The organism is Pseudomonas sp. AN-1 (genome assembly GCF_034057115.1).
Taxonomy (GTDB): Bacteria; Pseudomonadota; Gammaproteobacteria; order Pseudomonadales; family Pseudomonadaceae; genus Geopseudomonas.
Map to the genome: position 1 here is coordinate 3,039,746 of NZ_CP139195.1, position 22,879 is coordinate 3,062,624.

Genomic DNA, 22,879 nt, shown 5'->3' on the forward strand with positions numbered 1-22,879 from the left:
CAGGGCGATCTTATCGCTTTTCCCGCCGTCCGCCATTGGCTACCTTGTAGCCACTCGCCACAGGCGCGCGCCCTGCCCGCCCCTGTCGCCCCATTCCCCACTGGAGCCAGCCATGACCCAGAGCTATTCCCACGGCCCCGACGAGCGCGGCCTGTTCGGCCCGTTCGGCGGCCAGTTCGTCGCCGAAACCCTGATGCCGCTGATCAACGACCTAGCCGCCGAGTACGAGGCCGCCAAGCAGGATCCGGCCTTCCTCGAAGAGCTGGCCTACTTCCAGCGCGACTACATCGGCCGCCCGAGCCCGCTGTACTTCGCCGAGCGCCTCACCGAGCACTGCGGCGGCGCCAGGATCTACCTCAAGCGCGAGGAGCTGAACCACACCGGCGCGCACAAGATCAACAACTGCATCGGCCAGATCCTGCTGGCCCGGCGCATGGGCAAGAAGCGCATCATCGCCGAGACCGGCGCCGGCATGCACGGCGTGGCCAGCGCCACCGTGGCCGCGCGCTTCGGCATGGAGTGCGTGGTGTACATGGGCACCACCGACATCGACCGCCAGCAGGCCAACGTCTTCCGCATGAAGCTGCTCGGCGCCAAGGTCATCCCGGTCACCGCCGGCACCGGCACCCTCAAGGACGCCATGAACGAGGCGCTGCGCGACTGGGTGACCAACGTCCACGACACCTTCTACCTGATCGGCACCGCCGCCGGCCCGCACCCCTACCCGGCGATGGTCCGCGACTTCCAGTCGGTGATCGGCAAGGAAACCCGCGCGCAGATGCTCGCCCAGGAAGGCCGCCTGCCGGACTCGCTGGTCGCCTGCATCGGCGGCGGCTCCAACGCCATCGGCCTGTTCCACAAGTTCCTCGACGAGCCGAGCGTGCAGATCGTCGGCGTCGAGGCGGCCGGCCACGGCATCGATACCGGCAAGCACGCCGCCAGCATGGCCGGCGGCGCGCCGGGCGTACTGCACGGCAACCGCACCTACCTGCTGCAGGACGCCGACGGCCAGATCACCGACGCCCACTCGATCTCCGCCGGCCTCGACTACCCCGGCGTCGGCCCCGAGCACGCCTGGCTGCACAAGGTCGGCCGCGTCGAGTACGTGCCGATCACCGACGACGAAGCCATGCAGGCGTTCCAGCAGTGCTGCCGCCTGGAAGGCATCATCCCGGCGCTGGAGTCGTCCCACGCCCTGGCCGAAGCCTTCAAGCGCGCGCCCAAGCTGCCCAAGGATCACCTGATGGTGGTCAACCTGTCCGGCCGCGGCGACAAGGACATGCAGACCGTGATGCACTACCTGTCACTTGATGAAAAAGCCGACTCGGAGACCCGCGCATGAGCCGCCTGCAGAGCCGCTTCGCCGCACTGAAGCAAGAGAACCGCGCCGCCCTGGTCACCTTCGTCACCGCCGGCGACCCGGACTACGCCACCTCGCTGGAAATCCTCAAGGGCCTGCCGGACGCCGGCGCCGACGTGATCGAACTGGGCATGCCGTTCACCGACCCGATGGCCGACGGCCCGGCCATCCAGCTGGCCAACATCCGCGCCCTCGGCAACGGCCAGAACATGCAGAAAACCCTGCAGATGGTCCGCGAGTTCCGCGCGGGCAACCAGGACACCCCGCTGGTGCTGATGGGCTACTACAACCCGATCTTCTGCTACGGCGTGGAACGCTTCGTTGCCGATGCCAAGGAAGCCGGCGTCGACGGCCTGATCGTGGTCGACCTGCCGCCGGAGCACAACGACGAACTGTGCGACCCGGCCCAGGCCGCCGGCATCGACTTCATCCGCCTGACCACCCCGACCACCGACGACGCCCGCCTGCCGACCGTGCTCGCCGGCAGCTCCGGCTTCGTCTACTACGTCTCGGTGGCCGGCGTCACCGGCGCCGGCGCGGCGACCATGGGCCAGGTGGAAGAAGCGGTGGCGCGCCTGCGCCGCCACACCGACCTGCCGCTGTGCATCGGCTTCGGCATCCGTACACCCGAACACGCCGCCGAAGTGGCCAAGCGCGCCGATGGCGCGGTGGTGGGGTCGGCGTTGATCGACAAGATCGCCAAGGCGGCCTCGCCGGCCGAGGCGGTGAGTGGGGTGCTGGGGTTGTGTCGGGAGTTGGCGGAGGGGGTGCGGGGGGCGCGGAAGTAAGGGCTTACGGCACCGAGTCTTAGATGAGGAAAGCCGCTGCTTCCGTTAGGAGGCGGCGGCTTTTTTGTGGGGGTTCTCAAGGCTGGTACTGGATAATCAAACCTCAAAAAAGCCCGCCTTGTAGTACAGATAAATCCACTCCGGCGAGTATCTTCCCTGTGCAACACCCAACAAGATGGATAAGTGGTAAAGATACGCACGGGCAAGATACGGCTTTTCTGAAAAAAATTTTTTGCACAAGTCATTTTTTATGGAGAAATCAAGCCCGCCGTTCGCTTTGATTCGTTCAATCAGCTGAGCGGCCTTTGCCTTTTTGTCTTCCCGCCCAAACAAGTATGACGTCTCGACAATAATCCTCGAGATTTCATGTTTTGCGTGGCAGCCAAGGCCTGAATATTCGGCCTCCTTGAGATACGCGTTTAGCAGATCAGCTGACGGCTTTCCGTTTCCGGTCACTAAAGTAATGAGATTCGTCTTGGACATCGCTTTGCCTGCACAGTCCATCGACACTTCGGCACACAGAATTACTTTTTCAAGGCTGGAAAAGTCATCTTTTGATGGCTTTGTTTTTATCGATCGCATGAAGTTCGTGTCGTCTCGCTGGGTGTCTCTTTGCGAGTCAACAACGATGTCTCCGCCAACCAAATTGATGGCCCAGCGAGCGTCCGAAGCGCCTTTGTAAAGTAACGCAATCCAACCGGCAATCAGAGCAAAAAAAATCAAGGCTAATCTTAGCATCCGTGCTTCTCCAATCGATCTTTGCCAATATTCATATTTGAGGCAGCACGTAGGGTAGACAACGGCGAAGCCTCCTCTACCAATGGCTGCGGTGGACAATCACTGCGCGAGTTTTCCACCCTACGGGATGGTACTCGTGAGCGGACGCGGCTAGAGCAGGATCCACAGCAACTTGCTCGCCGCCCAGAGCCCATGCAGGATCACGAACAGTTGGGCCAGCCATGTCCACAACTGCAACTTGGTATTGTCCGCGCACCGCCAGATCGCCAGCAGGGAAAACGCCAGGAAACCGATGATCGGCGGCGCGAGCAGGAGGACGATAGCCGTCTCCTGCGCAAGGCCTAGTGAATGTTTCAGGAAGAGGACGCCCCTGACCAGCACCGAACTGATGCCGATACCCAGCAGGCCGAAAACCAGAACCGAGCCCAGCAAGTACACCAGCCAGAATGCCTTCCATAGCGGCTGAGTACCGTCCAGATAGCCGGTGAGTCCGCTACGAAGTCCGGCTGGCTCCAGTGCACTAGCTGCGGGAGTGCGATACGGATCGCTGCTGTTCATGGGGCATCCTTGCCTGGCTGGAGAGTCGTTCGCTCGACACTATCCCATCCGCAGACGCCAAACCAGATCCTGCCAGCCGATCGCGCGAATCCCGGACAGACCACAACTACCTGAAGATCTGTCTGCGGCTGGAGGAGCGTCCAGAGGTCAGGCTCCCGCGCTGGAACGTGGAAGCCATCAAAACAGCAAGACACAGTGCCTTTTGACCTGCCCCCAACCACGGCAAATAATTCCGCGCTCCCCCCACGAAGGAGCGTGGGAGCCATCGACACCCTGGGAGTTGCCAGCAGCCGGGCGGAACTTGCGAAGCGTATCCACTCGGATACACTAGGCACATGACCTACCTCATCCAGCAGACCGACACCTTCGCCCACTGGCACTCCGCGTTGCGCGACCTGCGCGCCAGGATCGCCATCGCCCGTCGCATCGACCGCGCCGCAGCCGGCAATCTGGGCGACGTGAAGCCGGTGGGCGAGGGGGTTTCGGAAATGCGCGTGGATGTTGGGCCGGGTTACCGGCTGTACTTCACGCGACGTGGCGAGATGCTGATCCTGCTGCTGTGCGGCGGGGACAAGTCCTCGCAGTCGCGTGACATTGCGCTGGCCAAGCGGCTGGCTGGAGAGATCGAATGAAACCCGTGATTACCGAATTCGACCTGGCGGCGCTGCTCGACAGCGAGGAAGCCATCAGCGAATACCTGTCCCAGGTGCTGGCCGAGGGCGATACCGACGAACTGATTCGCGCCGTCGGCCACGTCGCCAAGGCGCGCGGCATGGCGCAGATTGCGCGTGATTCCGGTCTGGGCCGCGCCAGCCTGTACAAGGCCTTCGCTCCCGGCGCAAAACCCCGCTTCGATACTGTGGTGAAGGTGATGCGTGCGATGGGCGTCGAGCTGACCGCGCATCCGCTGCGCGCCTGATTTCCAGACTGCAGAACACCAGACCATGTGGCACCAATACCGCTTCCAGCTCAAACCCCGCCGTCGCGGCTTTCATCTGGTGACGGACGAGATCCTCGCCCAGTGTCCGGCGCTGCGCGAGATGCGGGTCGGGCTGATGCACGTGTTCATCCAGCACACCTCCGCCTCGCTGACCCTCAACGAGAACGCCGACCCCACGGTGCGCAGCGACTTCGAGGCCTGGTTCGACCGCGCGGTACGCGAGGACGAGCCGTACTACCGGCACACCCTGGAAGGCAGCGACGACCTGCCGGCGCATATCAAGAGCAGCCTGCTGGGCAGCAGCCTGAGCCTGCCGATCAGCAACGGCCGGCCGGCGCTGGGCACCTGGCAGGGCATCTACCTGGGCGAGCACCGCGAGCATGGCGGGGCGCGGACGCTGGTGGTGACCCTGCACGGGGAGTGAGCCCCCCGTCCGGGGCCTGCCGCCCCGCTCCGGTCCAGGCTCAGTCGCCGACAAGCCACCCGCCGCCTGCCAGGTCGCTTCTGGCGGCTTTCCTGAACTCGCGCGCAGCGGCCGGCTCTGTCCGCCTTTCGAACACGTCACCGCGATAGTGAAAGGTCTGGATACCGACCGGATATGCCGTGCCACCGATGAACAGGTGGTCGTCGGTCGCCAGCTTGTGCAGCAGGGTCCGGAAGAAGCCGCACTTCGGGGTGCCCGGCTCGATCATTTCCGCATACTTCAGCTGGGCCGGCTCGGCCTTGCCGGGGCACAGCCCGGGAAAGGCCGACAGCAGATAGCTTCCGGCATGGACGAACTGCCCGGGCCGAACCTGCACTTTCGAGGCGTCGGCCATGGCGCGGGGAAAGTAGACGAAATACAGGCTCCGATCGCCCGGCATGCCCGAGCGAAAGACTGCGGCAACCGCCCGATATTCGCCGGGCTCGGCGTTCAGCAGGTAGAGGCGGCCATCCTTGCCGTAGTTCGAACCTGTCAGCCGCTCCTCGCATGCCTCGCCGGCGCCCGTCGCGCAGCTCCTGACGAAATACGCACCGTCTGCCCGGTAGGTGGCCAGAGCGGAGATGCGAACCTTCAGCGCCATGCCCACCGCGGCGCTTTGCGTGCTCTGCGGCCGCGGCACGGGCACGGATTGAGCGGCGCAGCCGGCGAGCAGCATGAGCACAACGGCAATCGGAGCAGCCCCGGACATTCCCGCCTCTGGACGAAGTGGCCATTCGATGGGCTCAGTCTAGTACTCCGGCCTGGCCCAGCCGCGGAGCGTGCCCGCGCTCCCGCGGCCGGACGCGGGGCGTGCACAGGGCAGGCAGCCACGCCGCAGCCTGGCAGCCACCGGTCGCACCGGTGATCGCCTCAGTACGGCGCCTGCCCCAGGTAGTTGCCCTTCGGGTCGTAGTGGCAGACCACGATCATCTTGTCGTCGCACTCGCTGACGCCGCAGCCGAGCTGGCGGGTGTCGCTCCAGACCATCTGCGTGTAGTGGCCGCTGGGCGCCCAGTTGTGCCGGCGCAGCGGGCCGCCGCGGTACAGGCGGCGCTCCCTTGCCCAGGCCAGGGCAGCGTCCTTGACCTCGTAGTAGCCGGCGGTGGCGCGGTAGAGGTTCTCGCCGTAGCCGGAGCCACGGCTGTGCTGCAGGCGGCAGCTGGTGTCGGCGAGGCGGTCGGCCCAGCGCTGGGCGCTGGCGGCGATCCGTGGCGACCATTGCAGCGGCGGCACGCCGACCTCGGCGCGGGCGCGGTTGTGCACGCGCAGCAGGTCGCGCACCTCGCCGCGGTCGAGGTGCGAACCGGTGGCGGCGGAGGCGTCGGTAGAGGCGAGCAGCAGCAGGGCGGCGAGGCAGGAGGACAGCAGACGGGCAGGGCGGAGCATGGGGAGTTTTCCCGGGACAGGGTGGACGGACCGAGCGCAGACCATCCGCCACCGGCCGCGTTCCCCAGCCACGCGGCGAGCCGACGAGCGCCTGACGGAAGGCGGCCACGGTCGAGCCTTCGGCTTCCATCCCGGCGCCATGCTCCCTGGGTGACGCCCCGCGGGCATGCCGCAGCAAATAGCACTTGCACCGCCACCGCGATTGCCGCGATAAGCAGGAAAAAACCGGATGCGGGCGCCGGCCGGAGCGAGGCCGACCGCGCTGCCCATGAGGAAAGGAGCGGGCGATGCAGGGCAAGCGGGCGGAACTGAAACGACTGTTGCTGGCGCAGTGGCGCCAGCTGGTGACCATCAACCCCAGCGACCGGCCCTGGCAGAAGCCGTTCGCCGCGGCGCTGGCCAGCGGCCTGCCGCTGCTGATCGGCACGCTGCTCGGGCGCATGGACTACGGCCTGGTGGCCGCGCTGGGCGGCATGGTGTTCCTCTACACGCCGCGCACGCCGCTGTACCACCGCATGCTGACGGTGATGGCCGCGGCCTTCGCGCTGATCGCCTGCTATGCGCTGGGGCTGCTGAGCCACTTCGTGCCGCTGCTGAAGATGCCGGCGCTGGTGTTCGTCACCATCCTGGTGAGCATGGCCTGCCGCTTCTACGGTCTGGGCGTGCCCGGCAGCCTGTTCTTCGTGATGGCCGCGTCGCTCGGCGCCTACACGCCGCTGGAATGGCAGCAGGTGCCGCTGATGGTCGGCCTGGTGGCCCTGGGGGCGCTGCTGGCCTGCCTGATCGCCTTCTTCTACAGCGCCTACATCCTGCGCTCGCGCGAGCCCGATCCGGCACCGCCGCTGCCGGTGCCGACCTTCGACTTCGTGGTGTTCGACTCGGTGGTGATCGGCCTGTTCGTCGGCCTGTCGCTGGCCATCGCCCAGCTCCTGCAGCTGGAGAAGGCCTACTGGGTGCCGGTCAGTTGCCTGGCGGTGATCCAGGGCGCCTCGCTGCAGGCGGTATGGAACAAGCAGCTGCACCGCCTGCTCGGCACCGCCATCGGCCTGCTGGTCGCCTGGGGGCTGCTCCTGCTGCCGCTCGAGCCCTGGAGCATCACCCTGACGATGATGCTGCTGGCCTTCGTGGTGGAGACGGCGGTGGTGCGCCACTACGGCTTCGCGGTGATCTTCATCACACCGATGACCATCCTCCTCGCCGAGGCCGCCACCCTCGGCCAGGGGCCGGTCGCCGCACTGATCGAGGCGCGCTTCTACGACACCCTGCTCGGCTGCCTGGTCGGCCTGGCCGGCGGCGCCTGCATCCACAGCGCGCGCTTCCGTGCGGTGCTCGGCCGGCAGCTGCGCCGCCTGGTGCCGGCGCGTTTCGGGCGCGACGTCTAGAAGAAGATGGCCAGCAGCTGGCCCAGCGACCACAGCACGTGCAGGCCGACGAGGATGCGGGTCAGCAGGGTCCAGGCCGGCCAGCCGGTGTTCTCCGCGCAGCGCCACAGCGCCAGCAGGGAGAACAGCAGGAAGCCGGCGATGGGCGGCACGCCCAGCAGCAGGATGGTCGTCGCCGGACGCACGCCGAAGACGCGCTCGAGAAACAGGATGAGCTCGGCCAGCACGGACTGCAGGCCGAGCAGCAGCAGGCCGAGCAGCAGCGCCGAACCGAGCCAGTAGAGCAGCCAGGCCTTCCACAGCGGCTGGCTGCCGTCCAGGTAGCCGGCCAGGCCGGCGGACGGCGGCTTCGCCACGCAGGCGGCGGTGGGCGGACGATCGGGGGCTCGCGTGCTCATGGCGCATCCTTGCAGGCTGGTGGAGGGAGGCGGCCGGACTGTCCCGCATCCGCCGGGTCTGCCGGCAGCGGCGCTACCGCTGGTCGGCTTTCCCCGAAGCTACCCGATCCGCCCGGGGACCGCCAGAGGCGCGTCGCCCCGGCGGCAGGGCTCCGGGGTGACGAGAGTCGCCGCCGGGATGCCGGCGCCGCGAACCTCAGTGGGCGGCATGGCCTCCGCCGGCGGGCGGCCGCCTCATCTGCTCGGCGGGAAGCCGAAGATCAGCGCCCGGTCGAAGCCTCCGGCCAGGGTGGTGATCAGGGTGCTCCAACCGCGCGCCGGCGAGCCTTCGCCCGCGCGGGATGCCCCGGCGGCCGGCCGCAGCGGTGTTACCTCGCCATCATGGCGTAACGTCCCGCTGGGGAGCACGGTAACGGTAGCCCGCTTCTTTGCGGGCTACCGGCGTCGTCTTTAAATCGTAAGTCTTTGATTTTAAAGGATTTTAAAAAACTGGCACGCCACCTGCATTGTTATTGGCACAACAAGAACAAGAACGCAGAACCAACAGAATAAAAACAAGACGTAACGGCTCCAACACAACAAGAACAACAGGGTGGAGGCGCAACAAACTGATTCTTTTGGAGAGGAGTTGCCCGACAGGGTTCTCCCCCGACCGGCCCGAGAACGATAAAACTGCCCCGAGGCAGCGGCCAGCACCGGTCAGACCCGCAAGGGTGGCGGCAACATCAGCGTCCAAAGGAATCCGCTTGTTCTTGAGTCCCGTCTTGGGACTCCAGCCGGACCATGGCGTCCGGACGGGTGACCGACAAGAACAACAAGCCCGCAAGCACAAGAAGAACAAAGCACGACCGACTTGAAGGGGGAGCCTATGGCTCCCCCTTGTGCTTTGTGGCGCCCACGCTGTGGCGCCCACGACCGGCATCCGCCGATCCGCTGCGACCCTCGCGTCGTCAGCTTCCCCCGCAGGAGGCGCCCGCCGTCGCCGCCCACCCCGCCTCGGCACGACGCCGGACGTCAGCCTGTTCCGGCCGGGAAGCGGCCTATGGCGCGACCTGGCAGGTCGGCCCGAGGCGAATCAGCAGCGCGGACTTCTTGCGCTTGAGGTAGGGCGCGAAGCGCGCCTGGGTGCAGTTGGCCAGCCCGGCCAGCGGCTCCGGCAGCGGCTCGCGGGCGAACAGCAGCCCCTCCTCGCCGACCCGGGCCTCAACCTCGTCCACCGTCAGCGCCGCGACCGGCCGGCCGGCGTAGTACACCAGGCGCATGTCCGGGATGCCGAGGCTGTAGAGCGGCTGGCCGGGATAGCCGGCCAGCGCCCTGTCGATCTCCGGCAGCGCCTGCAGGCGGTGGGCGAACACCCGCGCCTCGAACAGGCCGAAGAAGACGACGAAGGCCAGCAGCAGCGCCGGCGGCAGCCAGGTCATCAGCTTGCGACGCCAGCCCTGCAGGGTGTCGAGCACGCGGGTCCAGTGCCAGGCCAGCAGCAGCGCCACGGCCGGATAGGCCGGCAGCAGGTATTTGGCGTGCTTGTCGGTAAACAGCGAGAACACCAGCAGCGGCAGCAGCACGCAGCAGGCCAGCAGCAGCAGCTCGGCGCGCGCGCGGATCTGCTGCCACAGCTGGCGCGGGCGCACCAGCAGCACCAGCCAGAACGGGGCGAAATCGCCGGCCAGGTAGAGCAGGTAGGCATACCAGGCCTCGCCGCCCTGCGAGCCGCCGACCTTGTTGACGATGTCCCGCTGGAGGACCGTGGACCAGATGTCCCAGCCCAGCTGCAGGCTGACGGCCAGATACCAGGAGCCGCCGATCAGCAGGGCGGTCAGCCAGCCGGGGATACTGCCCAGATAGGCCCGCGCCCGCGGCTGGCGGAGGAAGGCGAACGCCAGCAGCGGCGCGGCGACGAACAACAGGCAGACCGGCCCCTTGGTCAGCAGGCACAGGCCGGTCAGGGCGAAGCTGAGCAGCACCCAGCGCCGGCCGCCCTGGCCGAACAGGTAGGGCCAGGCTGCCAGCAACGACAGCAGGCTCAGCCCGGTCAGGGTCATCTCGATCTCGGCACGGCGGGCGAACAGGCTGAAGCCGGTATTGGCCGCGAGGATCATCGCCGCGTACAGGCCGACCTGCCGCCCCCCCAGGTGCCGGCCCAGCCCGTAGACCACCGCACAGGAAGCCAGCGCGAACAGCGCCGAGGGCAGGCGCAGCGTCCACTCCGTCGCCGCGCCGAGCAGCTGTGTCGGCAGCAGGGTGAGCCAGTTGAACAGCGGCGGCTTGGTCAGATACAGCTCGCCGTTCATGTATGGCAGCAGCCACTGGCCGCTCTCGAACATTTCGCGGGCGGATACCGCGCGGCGCGCCTCGTTGACGCTGAGGAAGGGGATGTCGCCGATCCCCCAGAAACACAGCAGCACTACCAGCCCCAAGACAGCGATGGCAAACGGCGTCCCTGCGGACGTGTCGGTTCTGGCGTTCATCGGTTCATGCTCTCGGGACAGGGGCGCAGCGGTCGTCGGCGCCCGACGGAAACAGGGCCATCGTGGAAGCCGGAGGGCCAGGCAGAGGGGGCCCGGTCTGGCGCGGCGATCGAAGACTACACGAACAGCAGGGCCGCAAACAAAACGCAAACCACGCTCACGCCACTGCCAGCTGCCCACCGCAATGGGCGCGGCGCATGCCGGTGGCGCCGCCACGGGCAAGCACCTGACGCTCCCCGGCGGCGGCCAGGGTGGCGACACCTCCGGACGCGTCCGGGCCAGCACCGGCCCCGAAATCAACGACGCCTAATGCTGGCTTAATACTGCGGAAACTAACATTCGCGACGCTCCCGCCAACCGATGCTGAGCGGTAGATGACCGCTCGTACTCACCGTCGTCCGGCATGTCCGGCGCCGCCGACCTGGGGCGCACGCACGGCCGCAACATATCCCGGGCAGGCTCCACGGCCGGCCCTACAACAAGAGAGTTCGCGATGATCACCATTGGCAACCGCCTGCTCGGGCAGCTGTCCGGCCGGCGCCGCAAGGCCTGGCTGCCGCTGTTGCTGGCCGTGCTGCTGGCATACCCCGTCCTGGGGCTGCACCTGCACGAGCACCTGTACTTCTGGCTGAAATTCGCCGGCTCGCCAGCGCCGGTGGCGGAGGCCGGCCTGCCGCAATACCGGGTACGGGTCGAGGCGCAGCCGGTGGCCGGGGTCGACGGCAATCTTTCCGGGCTGAGCTACGACGACGACCGTCAGCAGCTGTGGGCGGTGATCAACAACCCGCCGGAGCTGCTCGCCATGAGCACCGCCGGCGAGGTGCTGGAGCGCTATCCGCTGCACGGCTTCCAGGACGTCGAGGCCGTGGCCTACCTCGGCGACGACCAGTTGCTGCTGGCCGACGAGCGCCGCCAGGAACTCGTCATCGTGCCGCGGCCAGGCGGGTCCGCTCCGCTGCAGCGCGCCGACTACCGGGCGCTGACCCTCGACCTCGGCAACCCGGAGCGGCACAACAGCGGCCTCGAGGGGCTGGGCTACGATCGCGCCGGCGATCGCCTGTTCGTGGTCAAGGAGCATTCGCCACGCAAGCTGTACGAGATCCGCGGCCTCAAGGCCAGCCTGCGCGGCGACTTCAGCCTGGCGGTGATCGACCGCGATGCCTGGATCCGCCACAAGAACTTCGTCAGCGACCTGTCCTCGGTGGAGTTCGACGCGCGCAGCGGCCATCTGCTGCTGCTCAGCGACGCCAGCCAGCTGATGATGGAGCTGGGCATGGACGGCCAGCTGTTCGGCTACCGCTCGCTGTGGCGCGCCTCCGCCGGCCTGGAGCAGAGCGTGCCGCAGGCCGAGGGGGTCGCCCTCGACGCACGCGGCAATCTCTATCTGGTCAGCGAGCCCAACCTGTTCTACGTGTTCAGCCGCGAGGGCTGAAGGGCTCAGGCGCCCTCCAGCCAGACCTGCTCGACCCACTCCCACACCGAGTCCCAGGTGTTCTCCTCGTCGAGCTCGCCGTCCCACAGCAGCACCTGGCCCTCGGGATCGACCGCATAGTAGCGGCCGCGGTCCTCGCACAGCGGCACCAGGTAGCGCGGCAGGCCCTCGTCCCAGGCGCGCGCGGCGACCTCGGGCAGGTAGGTGTGCGACTGCGGATCGCAGACGGTCACCGGCTCCAGCTGGCCGTAGACCACGTCGCTGGCCTTGAGCAGGTACTCGCGCAGCTCGAAGGGCAGGTGGATGAGGATCTGCTCCTGGATCTCCACCAGCAGGTCCTCGTCCGGCAGCTCCAGGGGCACCGGTACCGGCTCGTTCAGTTCGCGCAGACGGTCGATGGTTTCTTCCACGATGGCGGTTCTCTCGAAGGGGGAATGGGGGAGCTTTATAGCGCACCCCCCGAAAACGACAAGACCCGGGCAAGCCCGGGTCCTGTGGTCACTGCGCTGCGGATCAGCCGTTCTGGCGGATGCCGGCGATCAGCCACGGCTGGTTGTCGCCGTCGGCGCGCTCCATGCGCCAGCTTTCGCTGAACGCCTCGCCCTGGTCGAAGCGCGAGCTCTTCGACACGCCGGCGAAGGTCAGGGTGGCGATGGTCTTGCCGCCCTGCTGCTCGACGCCGTCCAGCTGCACCTGCAGGTTGTCGACGTAGGTGGACTGGAAACCGTCGCCCAGGCTGGCGCGCTCCTGCTTGAGGAACTCGAGCATCTGCGGGGTGACGAACTCGGCGATCTTGTCCATCTCCGCCGCGTCCCAGTGCTGCTGCAGGCTCATGAAGTGCTCGCGGGCGATGCCGACGAAGCGCTGCTCGTCGAACCAGGCCGGGGCGTTGAAGGTGCGCACCGGCTGGGCGGAGCCGCCGAACACCGGGTTGGCCGCCGGGCTGTAGGCCGGCTGCTGCGGGGCCTGGTAGGCCTGGGCGTGGCCCATGCCGGCGTAGGCCGGGGTGGCCTGCTGGGCCTTGCGGCGGGCGAAGAAGCGGAAGGCCAGGAAGGCGATCAGCGCCAGGATCAGGAAGTCGAGGAACTGGAAGCCCTCGAAGCCGTCACCCATGAACATCGAGGCGAGCAGGCCGCCGGCGGCGATGCCGGCCAGCGGGCCGAGCCAGCGCGAGGCGCCGCTGGGCTTGGCGGCGGCACCGGCCATGGCGCCGGCTGCCGGCGCGGTGGGCGCCGGCGCCGCCTGCTGGGTCTGGCGCTGCTGGGTCTGGTGCATCGGCGCGGAGCCGGCGGACTTGCCGCCGCCGAAGCGCTTGGCGGCGAAGGCGTCGACGCTGAGCGTCAGGCTGAGGCACAGGGCCATCGCCAGGCTGAGGATTCGTTGCATGTTGAGAGTGCTCTCGGTGTGGTGATTCACGCGCGTCATCTTTGCCCAGCGCCGGGCAGGCGGCCAGTTGCAGATTGTTTCGGACTGTTGCGCGGGAAGGGGGCGGGAGCCCGGCGGCGCCGCAGCGCCGCCGGGCAGGCTGGACTCAGCGCCAGTTGTACAGTTCCTTGTCGGTGACCTTGCTCATCTCCACCGCCTGCTCGCGGTAGGCCTTCATCGAGGCCCAGATGCGGCCGTTCAGCTCGTTCTGCGCGGCCAGCTGGTCGAGCACCTGCTCGGACTCGTGACGCATGGCGGCCAGCACCTCGTCGGGGAAGCGCTTGAGCTCGGTGCCCTGCTTCTTCAGCTCGCCGAGGGCCTTGGCGTTGTTGAAGGCGTACTCCTCGAGCATGACCTGCACGGAGCCGCGCGCGGCTTCCTCGACGATGGCCTTGAGGTCGGCCGGCAGGCTGTCCCAGGCCTTCTTGTTGATCAGCAGCTCGATGACCGCCTGCGGCTCCTGCCAGCCCGGGAAGTAGTAGTACTTGGCGGCCTTGTGGATGCCGAAGGCCAGGTCGTTGTACGGGCTGACCCAGTCGGTGGCGTCGATGGCGCCGGTCTGCATGGCGGTGAACACCTCGCCGCCGGGCAGGTTGACGGTGGTCGCGCCCAGGCGGTTGTAGACCTCGGCGCCGAGGCCCGGAGTGCGGATCTTCAGGCCCTTGAGGTCTTCCAGGCTGTTGATTTCCTTGTTGAACCAGCCGCCCATCTGCATGCCGGAGTTGCCCGCGGCCAGCGGCTTGACGCCGAACGGCGCGTAGGCCTCGTCCCACAGGGCCTGGCCGCCGCCGTGGCTCAGCCAGGAGTGCATCTCCATGGTCGACAGGCCGAAGGGCACGGCGGTGAAGAACTGCGCGGCCGGGGTCTTGCCCTTCCAGTAGTAGGGGGTGGTGTGGGCCAGCTCGGCGGTGCCCTGGGACACGGCGTCGAAGGCCTCCAGCGGCGGCACCAGTTCGCCGCCGGCGTAGACCTTGACGGTCAGGCGGCCGCCGCTCATGGCGTTGACGCGCTGGGCGAAGCCCTCGGCGCCGGTGCCCAGGCCCGGGTAGTTCTTCGGCCAGGAGGTGACCATCTTCCAGGTGAAGGTCTGCGCCGGCGCGGCCGCCGGCTGCGCGGCGCCCTGTTGCGCGGCGGGTTCTTCCTTGCAGCCGGCCAGGCCCATGGCGGCCAGCAGCGCTGCGGCAGCGCCGAACAGTTGGCGACGATTCATCGGGTGTTCTCCCTTGCTCGATGGGGCCGACGGGCGGCCTTGTTGGTGTTGTTGTATGGAATGCCGCGCTAGAGCGCTTCCAGCTTGGCGTAGGACAGCATCAGCCACTTGCTGCCCTCGCCGTCGAAGTTGACCTGCACCCGCGCCTGCGCGCCGGAGCCCTCGTAGTTGAGGATCACCCCCTCGCCGAACAGGGCGTGGCGCACGCGCTGGCCGAGGGCGAAGGCGGTGTCCGGCACGCCGGCACCGGCGAACGGGCTGGCCACGCTGCTCTTGCCGGCATAGGGGCGGCTGACGCTGCCGGCCAGGCGGACCTCGTGGACCAGCCCCGGCGGAATCTCGCGGACGAAGCGCGACACCTTGTTGTAGGTCTCGCTGCCGTACAGGCGGCGGGTCTCGGCGTAGGTCAGCACCAGGCGCTGCATGGCGCGGGTCAGGCCGACGTAGGCGAGACGGCGCTCCTCCTCGAGGCGGCCGGGCTCCTCGAGGCTCATCTTGTGCGGGAACAGGCCTTCCTCCATGCCGGCGAGGAACACCAGCGGGAACTCCAGGCCCTTGGCGCTGTGCAGGGTCATCAGCTGCACACTGTCCTCGCCCTCGTCGGCCTGGGCGTCGCCGGCCTCCAGCGCGGCGTGGTCGATGAACGCGGCGAGCGGCGACAGCTCGTCCTCCTCGCTCTCGAACGAACGCGCGGCGCTGACCAGCTCCTCGAGGTTGTCGACGCGGGTCTGGCCCTTCTCGCCCTTCTCGGCGAGATGGAAGGGGATCAGCCCGGTCTGCTCGATCACCGTCTGGGTCAAGAGGTGCAGCGGCATGTCCTCGACGCGCAGGGCAAGGCTGTCGATCAGCTCGACGAAGGCGTTCAGCGCGCCGGCGGCGCGGCCGGGCAGCAGCTTCTGGCCGACCGCCTGGTGCAGCGCGCGCCACAGCGACAGCTGCTGGTTGCGCGCCACCTCGCGGAGGATCTCCACGGTCTTCTCGCCGATGCCGCGCGGCGGCAGGTTGAGCACCCGCTCCAGCGCCGCGTCGTCGTCGCGCTGGCGGATCAGGCGCAGGTAGGCCATGGCGTTCTTGATCTCGGCGCGCTCGAAGAAGCGCTGGCCGCCGTAGATGCGGTAGGGAATCTTCTCCCGGAGCAGCGCTTCCTCCAGCACCCGCGACTGGGCGTTGGAGCGGTAGAGGATGGCGATCTCGCGGCGCTGCAGGCCATCCTTGCGCACGGCGTCCTGGATGCGCTCGACGATGAAGCGCGCCTCGTCGTGTTCGTTGAAGGCGGCGTACAGGCTGATCGGGTCGCCTTCGTCACCCTCGGTCCACAGCTGCTTGCCCAGGCGCCCCTGGTTATTGGCGATCAGTGCGTTGGCGGCCTCGAGGATGCGTGCGGTGGAGCGGTAGTTCTGCTCCAGGCGGATGGTCTCGGCGTCGGCGAAATCGCGCTCGAACTGCTGGATGTTCTCGATGCGCGCGCCGCGCCAGCCGTAGATCGACTGGTCGTCGTCGCCGACCACCATCAGGCTGGTGCCGGCGCTGCCGCTGGGTGCGGCCAGGTGGCGCAGCCAGGCGTACTGCACGGCGTTGGTGTCCTGGAACTCGTCGACCAGGATGTGGCGGAAGCGCTGGCGGTAGTGTTCGAGCAGGCCCGGGTTGTCGCGCCACAGCTCCAGCGAGCGCAGCAGCAGCTCGGCGAAGTCGACCACCCCGGCGCGCGCACAGGCGGCCTCGTAGGCGCTGTAGATGTTGAGCATGGTGGCCAGGTACAGGTCGCCGGCCGGCTGGATGTGTTGCGGGCGGATGCCCTCGTCCTTCTGGCCGTTGATGAACCACTGCGCCTGGCGCACCGGCCAGCGCTGCTCGTCGAGGCCCAGCTCGCGGATCACCCGCTTGACCAGGCGCTGCTGGTCGTCGGAGTCGAGGATCTGGAAGTTCTCCGCCAGCCCCGCCTCCTGCCAGTGGGCCCGCAGCAGGCGGTGGGCGAGACCGTGGAAGGTGCCCACCCACATGCCGGCCGGGCTGCTGCCGAGCAGCTGCTCGATGCGCGCACGCATCTCGGCGGCGGCCTTGTTGGTGAAGGTGACCGAGAGGATCGAGTGCGGCCCGGCGCCCTCCACCTCGATCAGCCAGGCGATGCGGTGCACCAGCACGCGGGTCTTGCCGGAGCCGGCGCCGGCCAGCACCAGCTGGCGGCCGAGCGGGGCGGCGACCGCCTGGCGTTGGGCATCGTTGAGGGAACTGAGCAGAAAGGATAGGTCTTCGCGCATCGCGGCATTCTAGCGGTCGGGGCGAAGACGCGGCAAACTCTGGCCTGGCCGGAAGTGCCGGCCCACCGACGCAGGGAGAGCTGGCGCACATGTCCGGGACAATACGACAAGAACAACAGCACAAGTTGCGCCCATGACCTTTCTCTTCTCCCACGATGTCCAGCCGCCGGCCATCGACCCCCAGGCGGTACGCCAGCAGTACGCCGTGGCGATCGATGCCGCCCTGACCCGCCAGCTGTATCGCGGTTCGCGCCTGCCCAGCCTGCTGATGCTGCTCGGCGGCCTCAGTTGCGTCGTCCTGCTCTGGGACCAGCAGCGCACCGGCATGCTCGCCGCCCTGCTCGGCTGGCTGGGCCTGCTGGTCGGCCTGCGCCTGTGGCAGACCCGCACCTTCCAGCGCGCCCCCGCCGAACGCCAGGCCGACCCGGTGTGGCGGCTGACCCTGCTGCTCGGCGCCGCCGCCTCGGGGCTGACCCTGGCGCTGGCCGGCATCCTGCTGATGCCGCTGGCCGAACCGCTGCAGCAGGCGCTGGTCTACGGCCTGCTGGCCACCGCGACCATCTCCGCCAGCGTGGCCTACGCCGCCAGCCTGCGCGCCTTCCTCGCCTTCGCCCTGCCGGCGCTGCTGCCTTCCAGCCTGTCGCTGCTCGGCAGCGACGACCTGCAGCTGCGCGGCTGGGGAGTGTTCGGCCTGCTCCTGCTGCCGGCCCTGCTGGTCAGCGCCTGGCAGATCAACCGCGCCTGGCAGCGCAACCTGCTGCACCGCTTCCAGAACCAGTCGCTGCTGGAGTTCCAGGAGCAGGCGCGCAAGGCCAGCATGCGCATGAACCAGGAACTGGCCAGCGAGGTGCGCCAGCGCCAGCAGGTCGAGGCCGAGCTGCGCACCGCGCAGCGGGCGCTGGAGGAACGGGTCAGCGAGCGCACCCGCGCGCTCAGCGAGAGCGAGCAGGCGCGCCGCGCCGAGGAGGCGCAGCGGCGCTTCCTCGCCAGCCACGATCCGCTGACCGGGCTGGCCAACCGCAGCCTGCTGCTGGAGAACCTCGACGCCGCCGTGGCGCGGGTGCGCGCCGCGGGCGGCGAACTGGCCCTGCTGCACCTCGACCTCGACCGCTTCAAGCTGCTCAACGAGAGCCTCGGCCACCAGGCCGCCGACAGCGTCCTCTGCGAGATGGCCCAGCGCCTGCGCGCCAGCCTGCCGCAGGCCGACACCATCGCGCGCATCGCGGTGGACGAGTTCGCCGTGCTGCTCGGTAGCGGCGGCCCGGCCGGCGAACTCGAGCCGCTCGGCCGGCGCCTGCTCGCCGTGCTGCGCCAGGGCATCGAGGTCGACGGCCAGGAGATGGTGGTCGGCGCCTCGCTGGGCATCGGCCTGCTGTCCGTCGCCGGCGACCCGGCCAGCCTGTTCAGCCAGGCGAGCATGGCCATGCGCCACGCCAAGCAGCTGGGCGGCAACAACCTGCAGTTCTACCGCAACAGCCTGCGTACCGGCAGCCGCGAGCGGCTGCTGCTCGAGGCGCAGCTGGACAAGGCGCTGGAGCGCAGCCAGCTGGAGGTGTTCTACCAGCCGCGCCTGACCCTGCGCAGCGAGCGCCTGCACGGCGCCGAGGCGCTGGTGCGCTGGCGCCACCCGGAGTTCGGCCTGCTGTCGCCGGGGGGCTTCATCGGCTTGGCCGAGGAGACCGGGCAGATCACCGCCATCGGCGACTTCGTCCTGCGCCAGGCCTGCCGCCAGGCGCAGGAGTGGCGGCAGAGCGGGCTGGCCGAGCTGCGCGTGTCGGTGAACGTCGCCATGGCCCAGCTGCGCCAGCCGGGCTTCGTCGCGCGGGTCGCGGCGATCCTCGCGGAAACCGGCCTGCCGGCGCACCTGCTGGAGCTGGAGCTGACCGAGAGCCAGCTGGCCGACAACGTCGAGACCCTGGCCGGGCAGTTCCGCGAGCTGCGCGCCCTCGGCGTGCGCCTGGCGATCGACGACTTCGGCACCGGCTATTCCTCGCTCGGCTACCTCAAGCACCTGCCGGTGGACGTGGTGAAGATCGATCGCACCTTCATCCGCGAGCTGGACGCCGGCGAGGGCGGCGACGCGGCGATCACCCGGGCGATCATCGCCATGGCCCACAGCCTCGGCCTGCAGGTGGTGGCCGAGGGGGTGGAGCGGCCGGCGCAGCTGGAGTTCCTGCGCGAGCACGCCTGCGACGAGATCCAGGGCTACCTGATCAGCCACCCGGTGGAGGCGCTGACGCTGGCCGGGCTGCTGGACGCGCAGAAACCCAGGGTCAGCGCCCTCGCCTGAAGCGCGCGGCTGAGCCGGCGCCGCCCCGGGGTGCGCCGGCTCAGCCGCGGGTGCTGCCGCCGTCCAGGTGACGCATCAGCAGCGCGTACTGCAGGTCGATCTCCTCCGGCACCGGCAGGTAGACCACGTGGCCGTCGCCTGGCGCCACCGTGGCGCTCTCGCCCTTCTTGTCGAGCATGTGCTCGAGGCGGAAGTTGAGGTTACCCTGCGGGCTCATCAGCTCGAGCAGGTCGCCGACCTGGAAGCGGTTCTTCACCGCCACCTCGGCCAGGCCGTCCTTGCGCACCCCGGTGAACTCGCCGACGAACTGCTGGCGCTCGGACAGCGAGTAGCCGTGCTGGTAGTTCTGGTATTCGTCGTGCACGTGGCGGCGCAGGAAGCCCTCGGTGTAGCCGCGGTGGGCCAGCGACTCGAGGGTGTCCATCAGGCTCATGTCGAACGGCCGCCCGGCCACCGCGTCGTCGATCGCCTTGCGGTACACCTGGGCGGTGCGCGCCACGTAGTAGTGGCTCTTGGTGCGGCCCTCGATCTTCAGCGAGTGCACGCCCATCTGGGTCAGGCGCTCGACGTGCTGCACGGCGCGCAGGTCCTTGGAGTTCATGATGTAGGTGCCGTGCTCGTCCTCGAACGCCTCCATGTACTCGCCGGGACGGTTGCTTTCTTCCAGCAGCATCACCTGGTCGGTGGGCGCGCCGGCGCCGAGGGTCGGCTCAACCGCCTGGTCGAGCTGCATCACCGGGATCGGCTCGTGGACGTGGACGACGTTGCCCAGCTCGTCCTCCTTGCCCTCGTGCACCTTGTACTCCCAGCGGCAGGCGTTGGTGCAGGTGCCCTGGTTGGGGTCGCGGTGGTTGAGGTAGCCGGACAGCAGGCAACGCCCGGAGTAGGCCATGCACAGCGCGCCGTGGACGAACACCTCCAGCTCGATGGCCGGCACCTGCTCGCGGATCTCGGCGATCTCCTCCAGCGACAGCTCGCGCGAGAGGATGATGCGGCTGACGCCGATGCGCCGCCAGAACTCCACCGAGGCCCAGTTCACCGCGTTGGCCTGCACCGACAGGTGGATCGCCTGCGCGGGGAAGTGGTCGCGCACCAGCATGATCAGCCCCGGGTCGGACATGATCAGCGCGTCCGGGCCCATCGCCACCACCGGCTCGAGGTCCCGGATGAAGGTCTTCAGCTTGGCGTTGTGCGGGGCGATGTTGACCACCACGTAGAACTTCTTGCCCAGCGCGTGGGCCTCGTCGATGCCCAGCTTGAGGTTGGCGTGGTCGAACTCGTTGTTGCGCACCCGCAGGCTGTAGCGCGGCTGCCCGGCGTACACCGCGTCGGCGCCGTAGGCGAAGGCGTAGCGCATGCTTTTCAGCGTGCCGGCGGGGGAGAGCAGTTCGGGACGGAAGGCGGTGGTCATGGCGCGGCAGACTCGCAGGGCGTCGGAAAAACGCAGCATTTTACTGTGGATTGACCACGAATGCGCGCCCGCCCGCCAGCGGCGCGACAGGCGCGGCCTTGCCCCGGAGCGCGGCGCTGCCTAGAGTCGCGCCCCTCGACAGCGTGGAGTGAGACCCGAGATGCGCAAACCGGCCAGACGGAAACCGGCCCGCAAGAAACCCGCCAACCGCCTGCTGCAACTGGGGATCGCCCTGCTGGCGGCGCTGGCCGCGGCCTTCCTGGTCCCGCCACAGGCCCCGGACAGCTTCCAGGCAGCCAAGCGGATCGCCCGCGACATCCACGGCGAGCGGGGGCAGACCTTCTACTGCGGCTGCGCCTACCAGGGCAACCGCGTCGACCTGGCCAGCTGCGGCTACCGCCCGCGCAGGAACGCCCAGCGCGCGGCGCGCATCGAGTGGGAGCACGTGGTGCCGGCCTGGGTGATCGGCCACCAGCGCCAGTGCTGGCAGCAGGGCGGGCGCGACCGCTGCAGCGAAAGGGACCCGGTGTTCGCCCGCGCCGAGGCCGACCTGCACAACCTGGTGCCGGCCATCGGCGAGGTCAACGGCGACCGCAGCAACTTCCCGCTCACCGACCGGCTGGCCGCCAGTCCCGGGCAATACGGCCGGTGCGGGATGGTGATCGACTTCCGCAGCCGCCAGGCCATGCCCCCCGAGGCGACTCGCGGCGCCATCGCGCGCACCTACCTGTACATGCACGAGCGCTACCAGCTGCGCCTGTCCAAGCAGGACCGCCAGCGCTACGAGGCCTGGCACCGCCTGCACCCGGCCAGCGAGGCCGAGCGCCGGCGCAACCAGGCGATCGCCTGCAAGATGGGCTGGGGCAATCCGTACGTCGGCGAAGTGGCGCTGTGGCGCTGCGGCTTCGGCCGTCTCGGCGAGGTGGCCGGCAGCGCGCTCGGCATCGCCGGCTCGCTGGCCGAGGCGGCTCTCCGGCGCTGAGCACGGCGCGGGCCGGATGCCCGCGCGCGCCGTTTGCCGTATAAGGGAGACTGGAATTCTCCACGCCACAACGAGCACCGCACAAACCGATGAAAACCCCGAAACGCCTTGAGCCGCTGGTCGAGGACGGCCTGATCGACGAGGTCATCCGTCCGCTGATGAGCGGCAAGGAAGCGGCCGTGTACGTGGTGCGCTGCGGCAACCAGCTGCGCTGCGCCAAGGTCTACAAGGAAGCCAACAAGCGCGGCTTCCGCCAGGCCGCCGAATACCAGGAAGGCCGCAAGGTGCGCAACAGCCGCGACGCGCGCGCCATGGCCAAGGGCAGCAAGTACGGCCGCCGCGAGCAGGAGGAGTCCTGGCAGAACGCCGAGGTGGCCGCACTGTACCGCCTGGACGGCGCCGGCGTGCGCGTGCCCAAGCCCCACGACTTCCTCGACGGCGTGCTGCTGATGGAGATGGTCGCCGGCGCCGACGGCGATGCCGCGCCGCGCCTCAACGACGTCGAGCTGACCGCCGAGCAGGCCCGCGAATACCACGCCTTCATGATCCGCCAGGTGGTGCTGATGCTCTGCGCCGGCCTGGTGCACGGCGACCTCTCCGAGTTCAACGTGCTGCTCGGCCCGGACGGCCCGGTGGTGATCGACCTGCCGCAGGCAGTGGACGCCGCCGGCAACAACCATGCACTGCGCATGCTCGAGCGCGACGTCGCCAACATGAACGCCTACTTCGGCCAGTTCGCCCCCGAACTGCGCGAGTGCAAGCATGCCAAGGAGATGTGGGCGCTGTACGAAGCCGGCAAGCTGACGCCGAGCAGCGTGCTGACTGGCGAGTTCGACGAGCCGGAGGAAGCCGCCGACCTCGACGCGGTGCTGCGCGAGATCGAGGCCACCCTGGCCGACGAGGCGCGGCGCAAGGCCGCGCTGGAGGCGGCCGACGCGCCGGCAGTACGCGAGGAACCGACGCCGCCGTGGCTGCGCGGCTGAACGGCGGGACTGCCGCCGCCGGCACGGGGCGCAGAAAAGACACGGCCCGCCGGATGGCGGGCCGTGACGGCAAGGCCGGGCGTCAGGCCGCGGCGGCGTCCTTGAGGATCACGTAGAGCTGGTCCTTGAGGCTGAGTTTCTCCTTCTTCAGGGTCTCGATCTCGGCATCGGTGCCCAGCTCGATGCGCGCCTCGAGGTTCTTGATGCGCTGGTCCAGCTCGTTGTGCTCGTCGAACAGACGGGTGAAGTGCGCGTCTTCGGTCTTCAGGCGGGTGATCAGGTCGCGATATTCGGGAAACATGCAAACTCCTGGTTCGTGGCTACAGCGAAGGGGCGGGCGGCCATGACGGCCGCAGCATCGGGAAACCGTGACTTGCTCTTGGCTTCATGGTGGCACCGCCGCGGCC

The 22,879-nt window shown here is 68.5% G+C and carries 22 protein-coding genes; 10 read left to right on the plus strand and 12 right to left on the minus strand.

From position 1 onward, the window contains the following. The first annotated feature begins 112 nt into the window (after positions 1 to 112). Together trpB and trpA are read left to right on the plus strand one after the other, a co-directional pair. Positions 113 to 1,342, plus strand: coding sequence for a tryptophan synthase subunit beta (trpB, locus tag SK095_RS14255; protein WP_320546654.1), 1,230 nt, complete (start codon positions 113 to 115; stop codon positions 1,340 to 1,342). Beyond that, positions 1,339 to 2,148 (plus strand): tryptophan synthase subunit alpha, encoded by an 810-nt coding sequence (gene trpA / locus SK095_RS14260; RefSeq protein WP_320546655.1) that lies wholly within the window; start codon positions 1,339 to 1,341, stop codon positions 2,146 to 2,148. Before trpB ends, trpA begins: the two co-directional genes overlap by 4 nt. A 96-nt stretch (positions 2,149 to 2,244) precedes the next feature. Here trpA and SK095_RS14265 read toward each other — a convergent pair whose 3' ends face one another. After that, a complete protein-coding gene (locus tag SK095_RS14265; protein ID WP_320546656.1) occupies positions 2,245 to 2,886 on the minus strand; it encodes a hypothetical protein in 642 nt (213 codons plus the stop codon). Between the two features lie 150 nt (positions 2,887 to 3,036). After that, complete coding sequence (locus SK095_RS14270) at positions 3,037 to 3,444, minus strand: hypothetical protein (RefSeq protein WP_320546657.1); 408 nt, start codon at positions 3,442 to 3,444, stop codon at positions 3,037 to 3,039. Positions 3,445 to 3,779: 335 nt separating this feature from the next. On the opposite strand from SK095_RS14270, the gene SK095_RS14275 reads away from it, so the two are divergent. The 3 genes from SK095_RS14275 to SK095_RS14285 are packed head-to-tail and all read left to right on the plus strand — an operon-like array spanning position 3,780 to position 4,808. Then, on the plus strand, positions 3,780 to 4,076 hold the full coding sequence (locus SK095_RS14275; protein WP_320546658.1) for a type II toxin-antitoxin system RelE/ParE family toxin: 297 nt from the start codon (positions 3,780 to 3,782) through the stop codon (positions 4,074 to 4,076). Next, positions 4,073 to 4,363, plus strand: coding sequence for an addiction module antidote protein (locus tag SK095_RS14280; protein WP_320546659.1), 291 nt, complete (start codon positions 4,073 to 4,075; stop codon positions 4,361 to 4,363). Before SK095_RS14275 ends, SK095_RS14280 begins: the two co-directional genes overlap by 4 nt. A gap of 25 nt (positions 4,364 to 4,388) precedes the next feature. Continuing rightward, complete coding sequence (locus tag SK095_RS14285) at positions 4,389 to 4,808, plus strand: secondary thiamine-phosphate synthase enzyme YjbQ (protein ID WP_320546660.1); 420 nt, start codon at positions 4,389 to 4,391, stop codon at positions 4,806 to 4,808. Positions 4,809 to 4,848: 40 nt separating this feature from the next. Here the strand turns inward: SK095_RS14285 and SK095_RS14290 are convergent, their stop codons facing one another. Both SK095_RS14290 and SK095_RS14295 read right to left on the minus strand, forming a co-directional pair. Continuing rightward, positions 4,849 to 5,556 carry a hypothetical protein gene (locus SK095_RS14290; protein ID WP_201486760.1) on the minus strand — a complete coding sequence of 236 codons (708 nt, stop codon included), beginning with the start codon at positions 5,554 to 5,556 and terminating at the stop codon, positions 4,849 to 4,851. Positions 5,557 to 5,717: 161 nt separating this feature from the next. After that, complete coding sequence (locus tag SK095_RS14295; RefSeq protein ID WP_201486759.1) at positions 5,718 to 6,233, minus strand: CAP domain-containing protein; 516 nt, start codon at positions 6,231 to 6,233, stop codon at positions 5,718 to 5,720. Positions 6,234 to 6,520: 287 nt separating this feature from the next. On the opposite strand from SK095_RS14295, the gene SK095_RS14300 reads away from it, so the two are divergent. Beyond that, entirely contained in the window at positions 6,521 to 7,615 is a 1,095-nt protein-coding gene (locus SK095_RS14300; protein ID WP_320546661.1) for an FUSC family protein, read from the plus strand. Here the strand turns inward: SK095_RS14300 and SK095_RS14305 are convergent. Beyond that, entirely contained in the window at positions 7,612 to 8,013 is a 402-nt protein-coding gene (locus tag SK095_RS14305) for a hypothetical protein (RefSeq protein ID WP_136491204.1), read from the minus strand. The two genes, SK095_RS14300 and SK095_RS14305, sit on opposite strands and share 4 nt — an antisense overlap. Positions 8,014 to 9,053: 1,040 nt before the next feature. Next, on the minus strand, positions 9,054 to 10,481 hold the full coding sequence (locus SK095_RS14310; RefSeq protein WP_320546662.1) for an ArnT family glycosyltransferase: 1,428 nt from the start codon (positions 10,479 to 10,481) through the stop codon (positions 9,054 to 9,056). Positions 10,482 to 10,974: 493 nt separating this feature from the next. On the opposite strand from SK095_RS14310, the gene SK095_RS14315 reads away from it, so the two are divergent. Beyond that, on the plus strand, positions 10,975 to 11,913 hold the full coding sequence (locus SK095_RS14315; protein WP_320546663.1) for an SdiA-regulated domain-containing protein: 939 nt from the start codon (positions 10,975 to 10,977) through the stop codon (positions 11,911 to 11,913). A gap of 5 nt (positions 11,914 to 11,918) precedes the next feature. Here SK095_RS14315 and SK095_RS14320 read toward each other — a convergent pair whose 3' ends face one another. The 4 genes from SK095_RS14320 to uvrD all read right to left on the minus strand — a co-directional run bounded on the left by SK095_RS14320 (position 11,919) and on the right by uvrD (position 16,806). Further along, entirely contained in the window at positions 11,919 to 12,323 is a 405-nt protein-coding gene (locus tag SK095_RS14320; protein ID WP_136491201.1) for an SMI1/KNR4 family protein, read from the minus strand. Positions 12,324 to 12,426: 103 nt separating this feature from the next. Further along, positions 12,427 to 13,299: a Tim44 domain-containing protein gene (locus SK095_RS14325; RefSeq protein WP_320546664.1), complete on the minus strand. Its 873-nt coding sequence runs from the start codon at positions 13,297 to 13,299 to the stop codon at positions 12,427 to 12,429. Positions 13,300 to 13,444: 145 nt separating this feature from the next. Beyond that, positions 13,445 to 14,548: a TRAP transporter substrate-binding protein gene (locus SK095_RS14330; protein ID WP_320546665.1), complete on the minus strand. Its 1,104-nt coding sequence runs from the start codon at positions 14,546 to 14,548 to the stop codon at positions 13,445 to 13,447. A gap of 68 nt (positions 14,549 to 14,616) precedes the next feature. Next, positions 14,617 to 16,806, minus strand: coding sequence for a DNA helicase II (uvrD, locus tag SK095_RS14335; protein WP_320546666.1), 2,190 nt, complete (start codon positions 16,804 to 16,806; stop codon positions 14,617 to 14,619). 133 nt (positions 16,807 to 16,939) lie between these two features. Here uvrD and SK095_RS14340 point away from each other — a divergent pair, with 133 nt between their 5' ends. Beyond that, entirely contained in the window at positions 16,940 to 19,096 is a 2,157-nt protein-coding gene (locus SK095_RS14340; protein WP_320546667.1) for a bifunctional diguanylate cyclase/phosphodiesterase, read from the plus strand. A 40-nt stretch (positions 19,097 to 19,136) separates the two neighbouring features. Here the strand turns inward: SK095_RS14340 and yegQ are convergent, their stop codons facing one another. Then, positions 19,137 to 20,507, minus strand: coding sequence for a tRNA 5-hydroxyuridine modification protein YegQ (yegQ, locus tag SK095_RS14345; protein ID WP_320548905.1), 1,371 nt, complete (start codon positions 20,505 to 20,507; stop codon positions 19,137 to 19,139). Between the two features lie 214 nt (positions 20,508 to 20,721). On the opposite strand from yegQ, the gene SK095_RS14350 reads away from it, so the two are divergent. Together SK095_RS14350 and SK095_RS14355 are read left to right on the plus strand one after the other, a co-directional pair. Further along, positions 20,722 to 21,489: an endonuclease gene (locus SK095_RS14350; RefSeq protein WP_414153892.1), complete on the plus strand. Its 768-nt coding sequence runs from the start codon at positions 20,722 to 20,724 to the stop codon at positions 21,487 to 21,489. 89 nt (positions 21,490 to 21,578) lie between these two features. Then, positions 21,579 to 22,472 carry a PA4780 family RIO1-like protein kinase gene (locus SK095_RS14355; protein ID WP_320546669.1) on the plus strand — a complete coding sequence of 298 codons (894 nt, stop codon included), beginning with the start codon at positions 21,579 to 21,581 and terminating at the stop codon, positions 22,470 to 22,472. Positions 22,473 to 22,554: 82 nt separating this feature from the next. Here the strand turns inward: SK095_RS14355 and SK095_RS14360 are convergent, their stop codons facing one another. Further along, a complete protein-coding gene (locus SK095_RS14360) occupies positions 22,555 to 22,773 on the minus strand; it encodes a YdcH family protein (RefSeq protein ID WP_320546670.1) in 219 nt (72 codons plus the stop codon). Positions 22,774 to 22,879 lie beyond the last annotated feature (106 nt).

Excerpts from the sequence above, each read along its gene's own strand:
- trpB (WP_320546654.1), top strand. The coding sequence starts at position 113 with ATGACCCAGAGCTATTCCCACGGCCCCGACGAGCGCGGCCTGTTCGGC.
- trpA (WP_320546655.1), top strand. The coding sequence starts at position 1,339 with ATGAGCCGCCTGCAGAGCCGCTTCGCCGCACTGAAGCAAGAGAACCGC.
- SK095_RS14265 (WP_320546656.1), bottom strand. The coding sequence starts at position 2,886 with ATGCTAAGATTAGCCTTGATTTTTTTTGCTCTGATTGCCGGTTGGATT.
- SK095_RS14270 (WP_320546657.1), bottom strand. The coding sequence starts at position 3,444 with ATGAACAGCAGCGATCCGTATCGCACTCCCGCAGCTAGTGCACTGGAG.
- SK095_RS14275 (WP_320546658.1), top strand. The coding sequence starts at position 3,780 with ATGACCTACCTCATCCAGCAGACCGACACCTTCGCCCACTGGCACTCC.
- SK095_RS14280 (WP_320546659.1), top strand. The coding sequence starts at position 4,073 with ATGAAACCCGTGATTACCGAATTCGACCTGGCGGCGCTGCTCGACAGC.
- SK095_RS14285 (WP_320546660.1), top strand. The coding sequence starts at position 4,389 with ATGTGGCACCAATACCGCTTCCAGCTCAAACCCCGCCGTCGCGGCTTT.
- SK095_RS14290 (WP_201486760.1), bottom strand. The coding sequence starts at position 5,556 with ATGTCCGGGGCTGCTCCGATTGCCGTTGTGCTCATGCTGCTCGCCGGC.
- SK095_RS14295 (WP_201486759.1), bottom strand. The coding sequence starts at position 6,233 with ATGCTCCGCCCTGCCCGTCTGCTGTCCTCCTGCCTCGCCGCCCTGCTG.
- SK095_RS14300 (WP_320546661.1), top strand. The coding sequence starts at position 6,521 with ATGCAGGGCAAGCGGGCGGAACTGAAACGACTGTTGCTGGCGCAGTGG.
- SK095_RS14305 (WP_136491204.1), bottom strand. The coding sequence starts at position 8,013 with ATGAGCACGCGAGCCCCCGATCGTCCGCCCACCGCCGCCTGCGTGGCG.
- SK095_RS14310 (WP_320546662.1), bottom strand. The coding sequence starts at position 10,481 with ATGAACGCCAGAACCGACACGTCCGCAGGGACGCCGTTTGCCATCGCT.
- SK095_RS14315 (WP_320546663.1), top strand. The coding sequence starts at position 10,975 with ATGATCACCATTGGCAACCGCCTGCTCGGGCAGCTGTCCGGCCGGCGC.
- SK095_RS14325 (WP_320546664.1), bottom strand. The coding sequence starts at position 13,299 with ATGCAACGAATCCTCAGCCTGGCGATGGCCCTGTGCCTCAGCCTGACG.
- SK095_RS14330 (WP_320546665.1), bottom strand. The coding sequence starts at position 14,548 with ATGAATCGTCGCCAACTGTTCGGCGCTGCCGCAGCGCTGCTGGCCGCC.
- uvrD (WP_320546666.1), bottom strand. The coding sequence starts at position 16,806 with ATGCGCGAAGACCTATCCTTTCTGCTCAGTTCCCTCAACGATGCCCAA.
- SK095_RS14340 (WP_320546667.1), top strand. The coding sequence starts at position 16,940 with ATGACCTTTCTCTTCTCCCACGATGTCCAGCCGCCGGCCATCGACCCC.
- yegQ (WP_320548905.1), bottom strand. The coding sequence starts at position 20,507 with ATGACCACCGCCTTCCGTCCCGAACTGCTCTCCCCCGCCGGCACGCTG.
- SK095_RS14355 (WP_320546669.1), top strand. The coding sequence starts at position 21,579 with ATGAAAACCCCGAAACGCCTTGAGCCGCTGGTCGAGGACGGCCTGATC.
- SK095_RS14360 (WP_320546670.1), bottom strand. The coding sequence starts at position 22,773 with ATGTTTCCCGAATATCGCGACCTGATCACCCGCCTGAAGACCGAAGAC.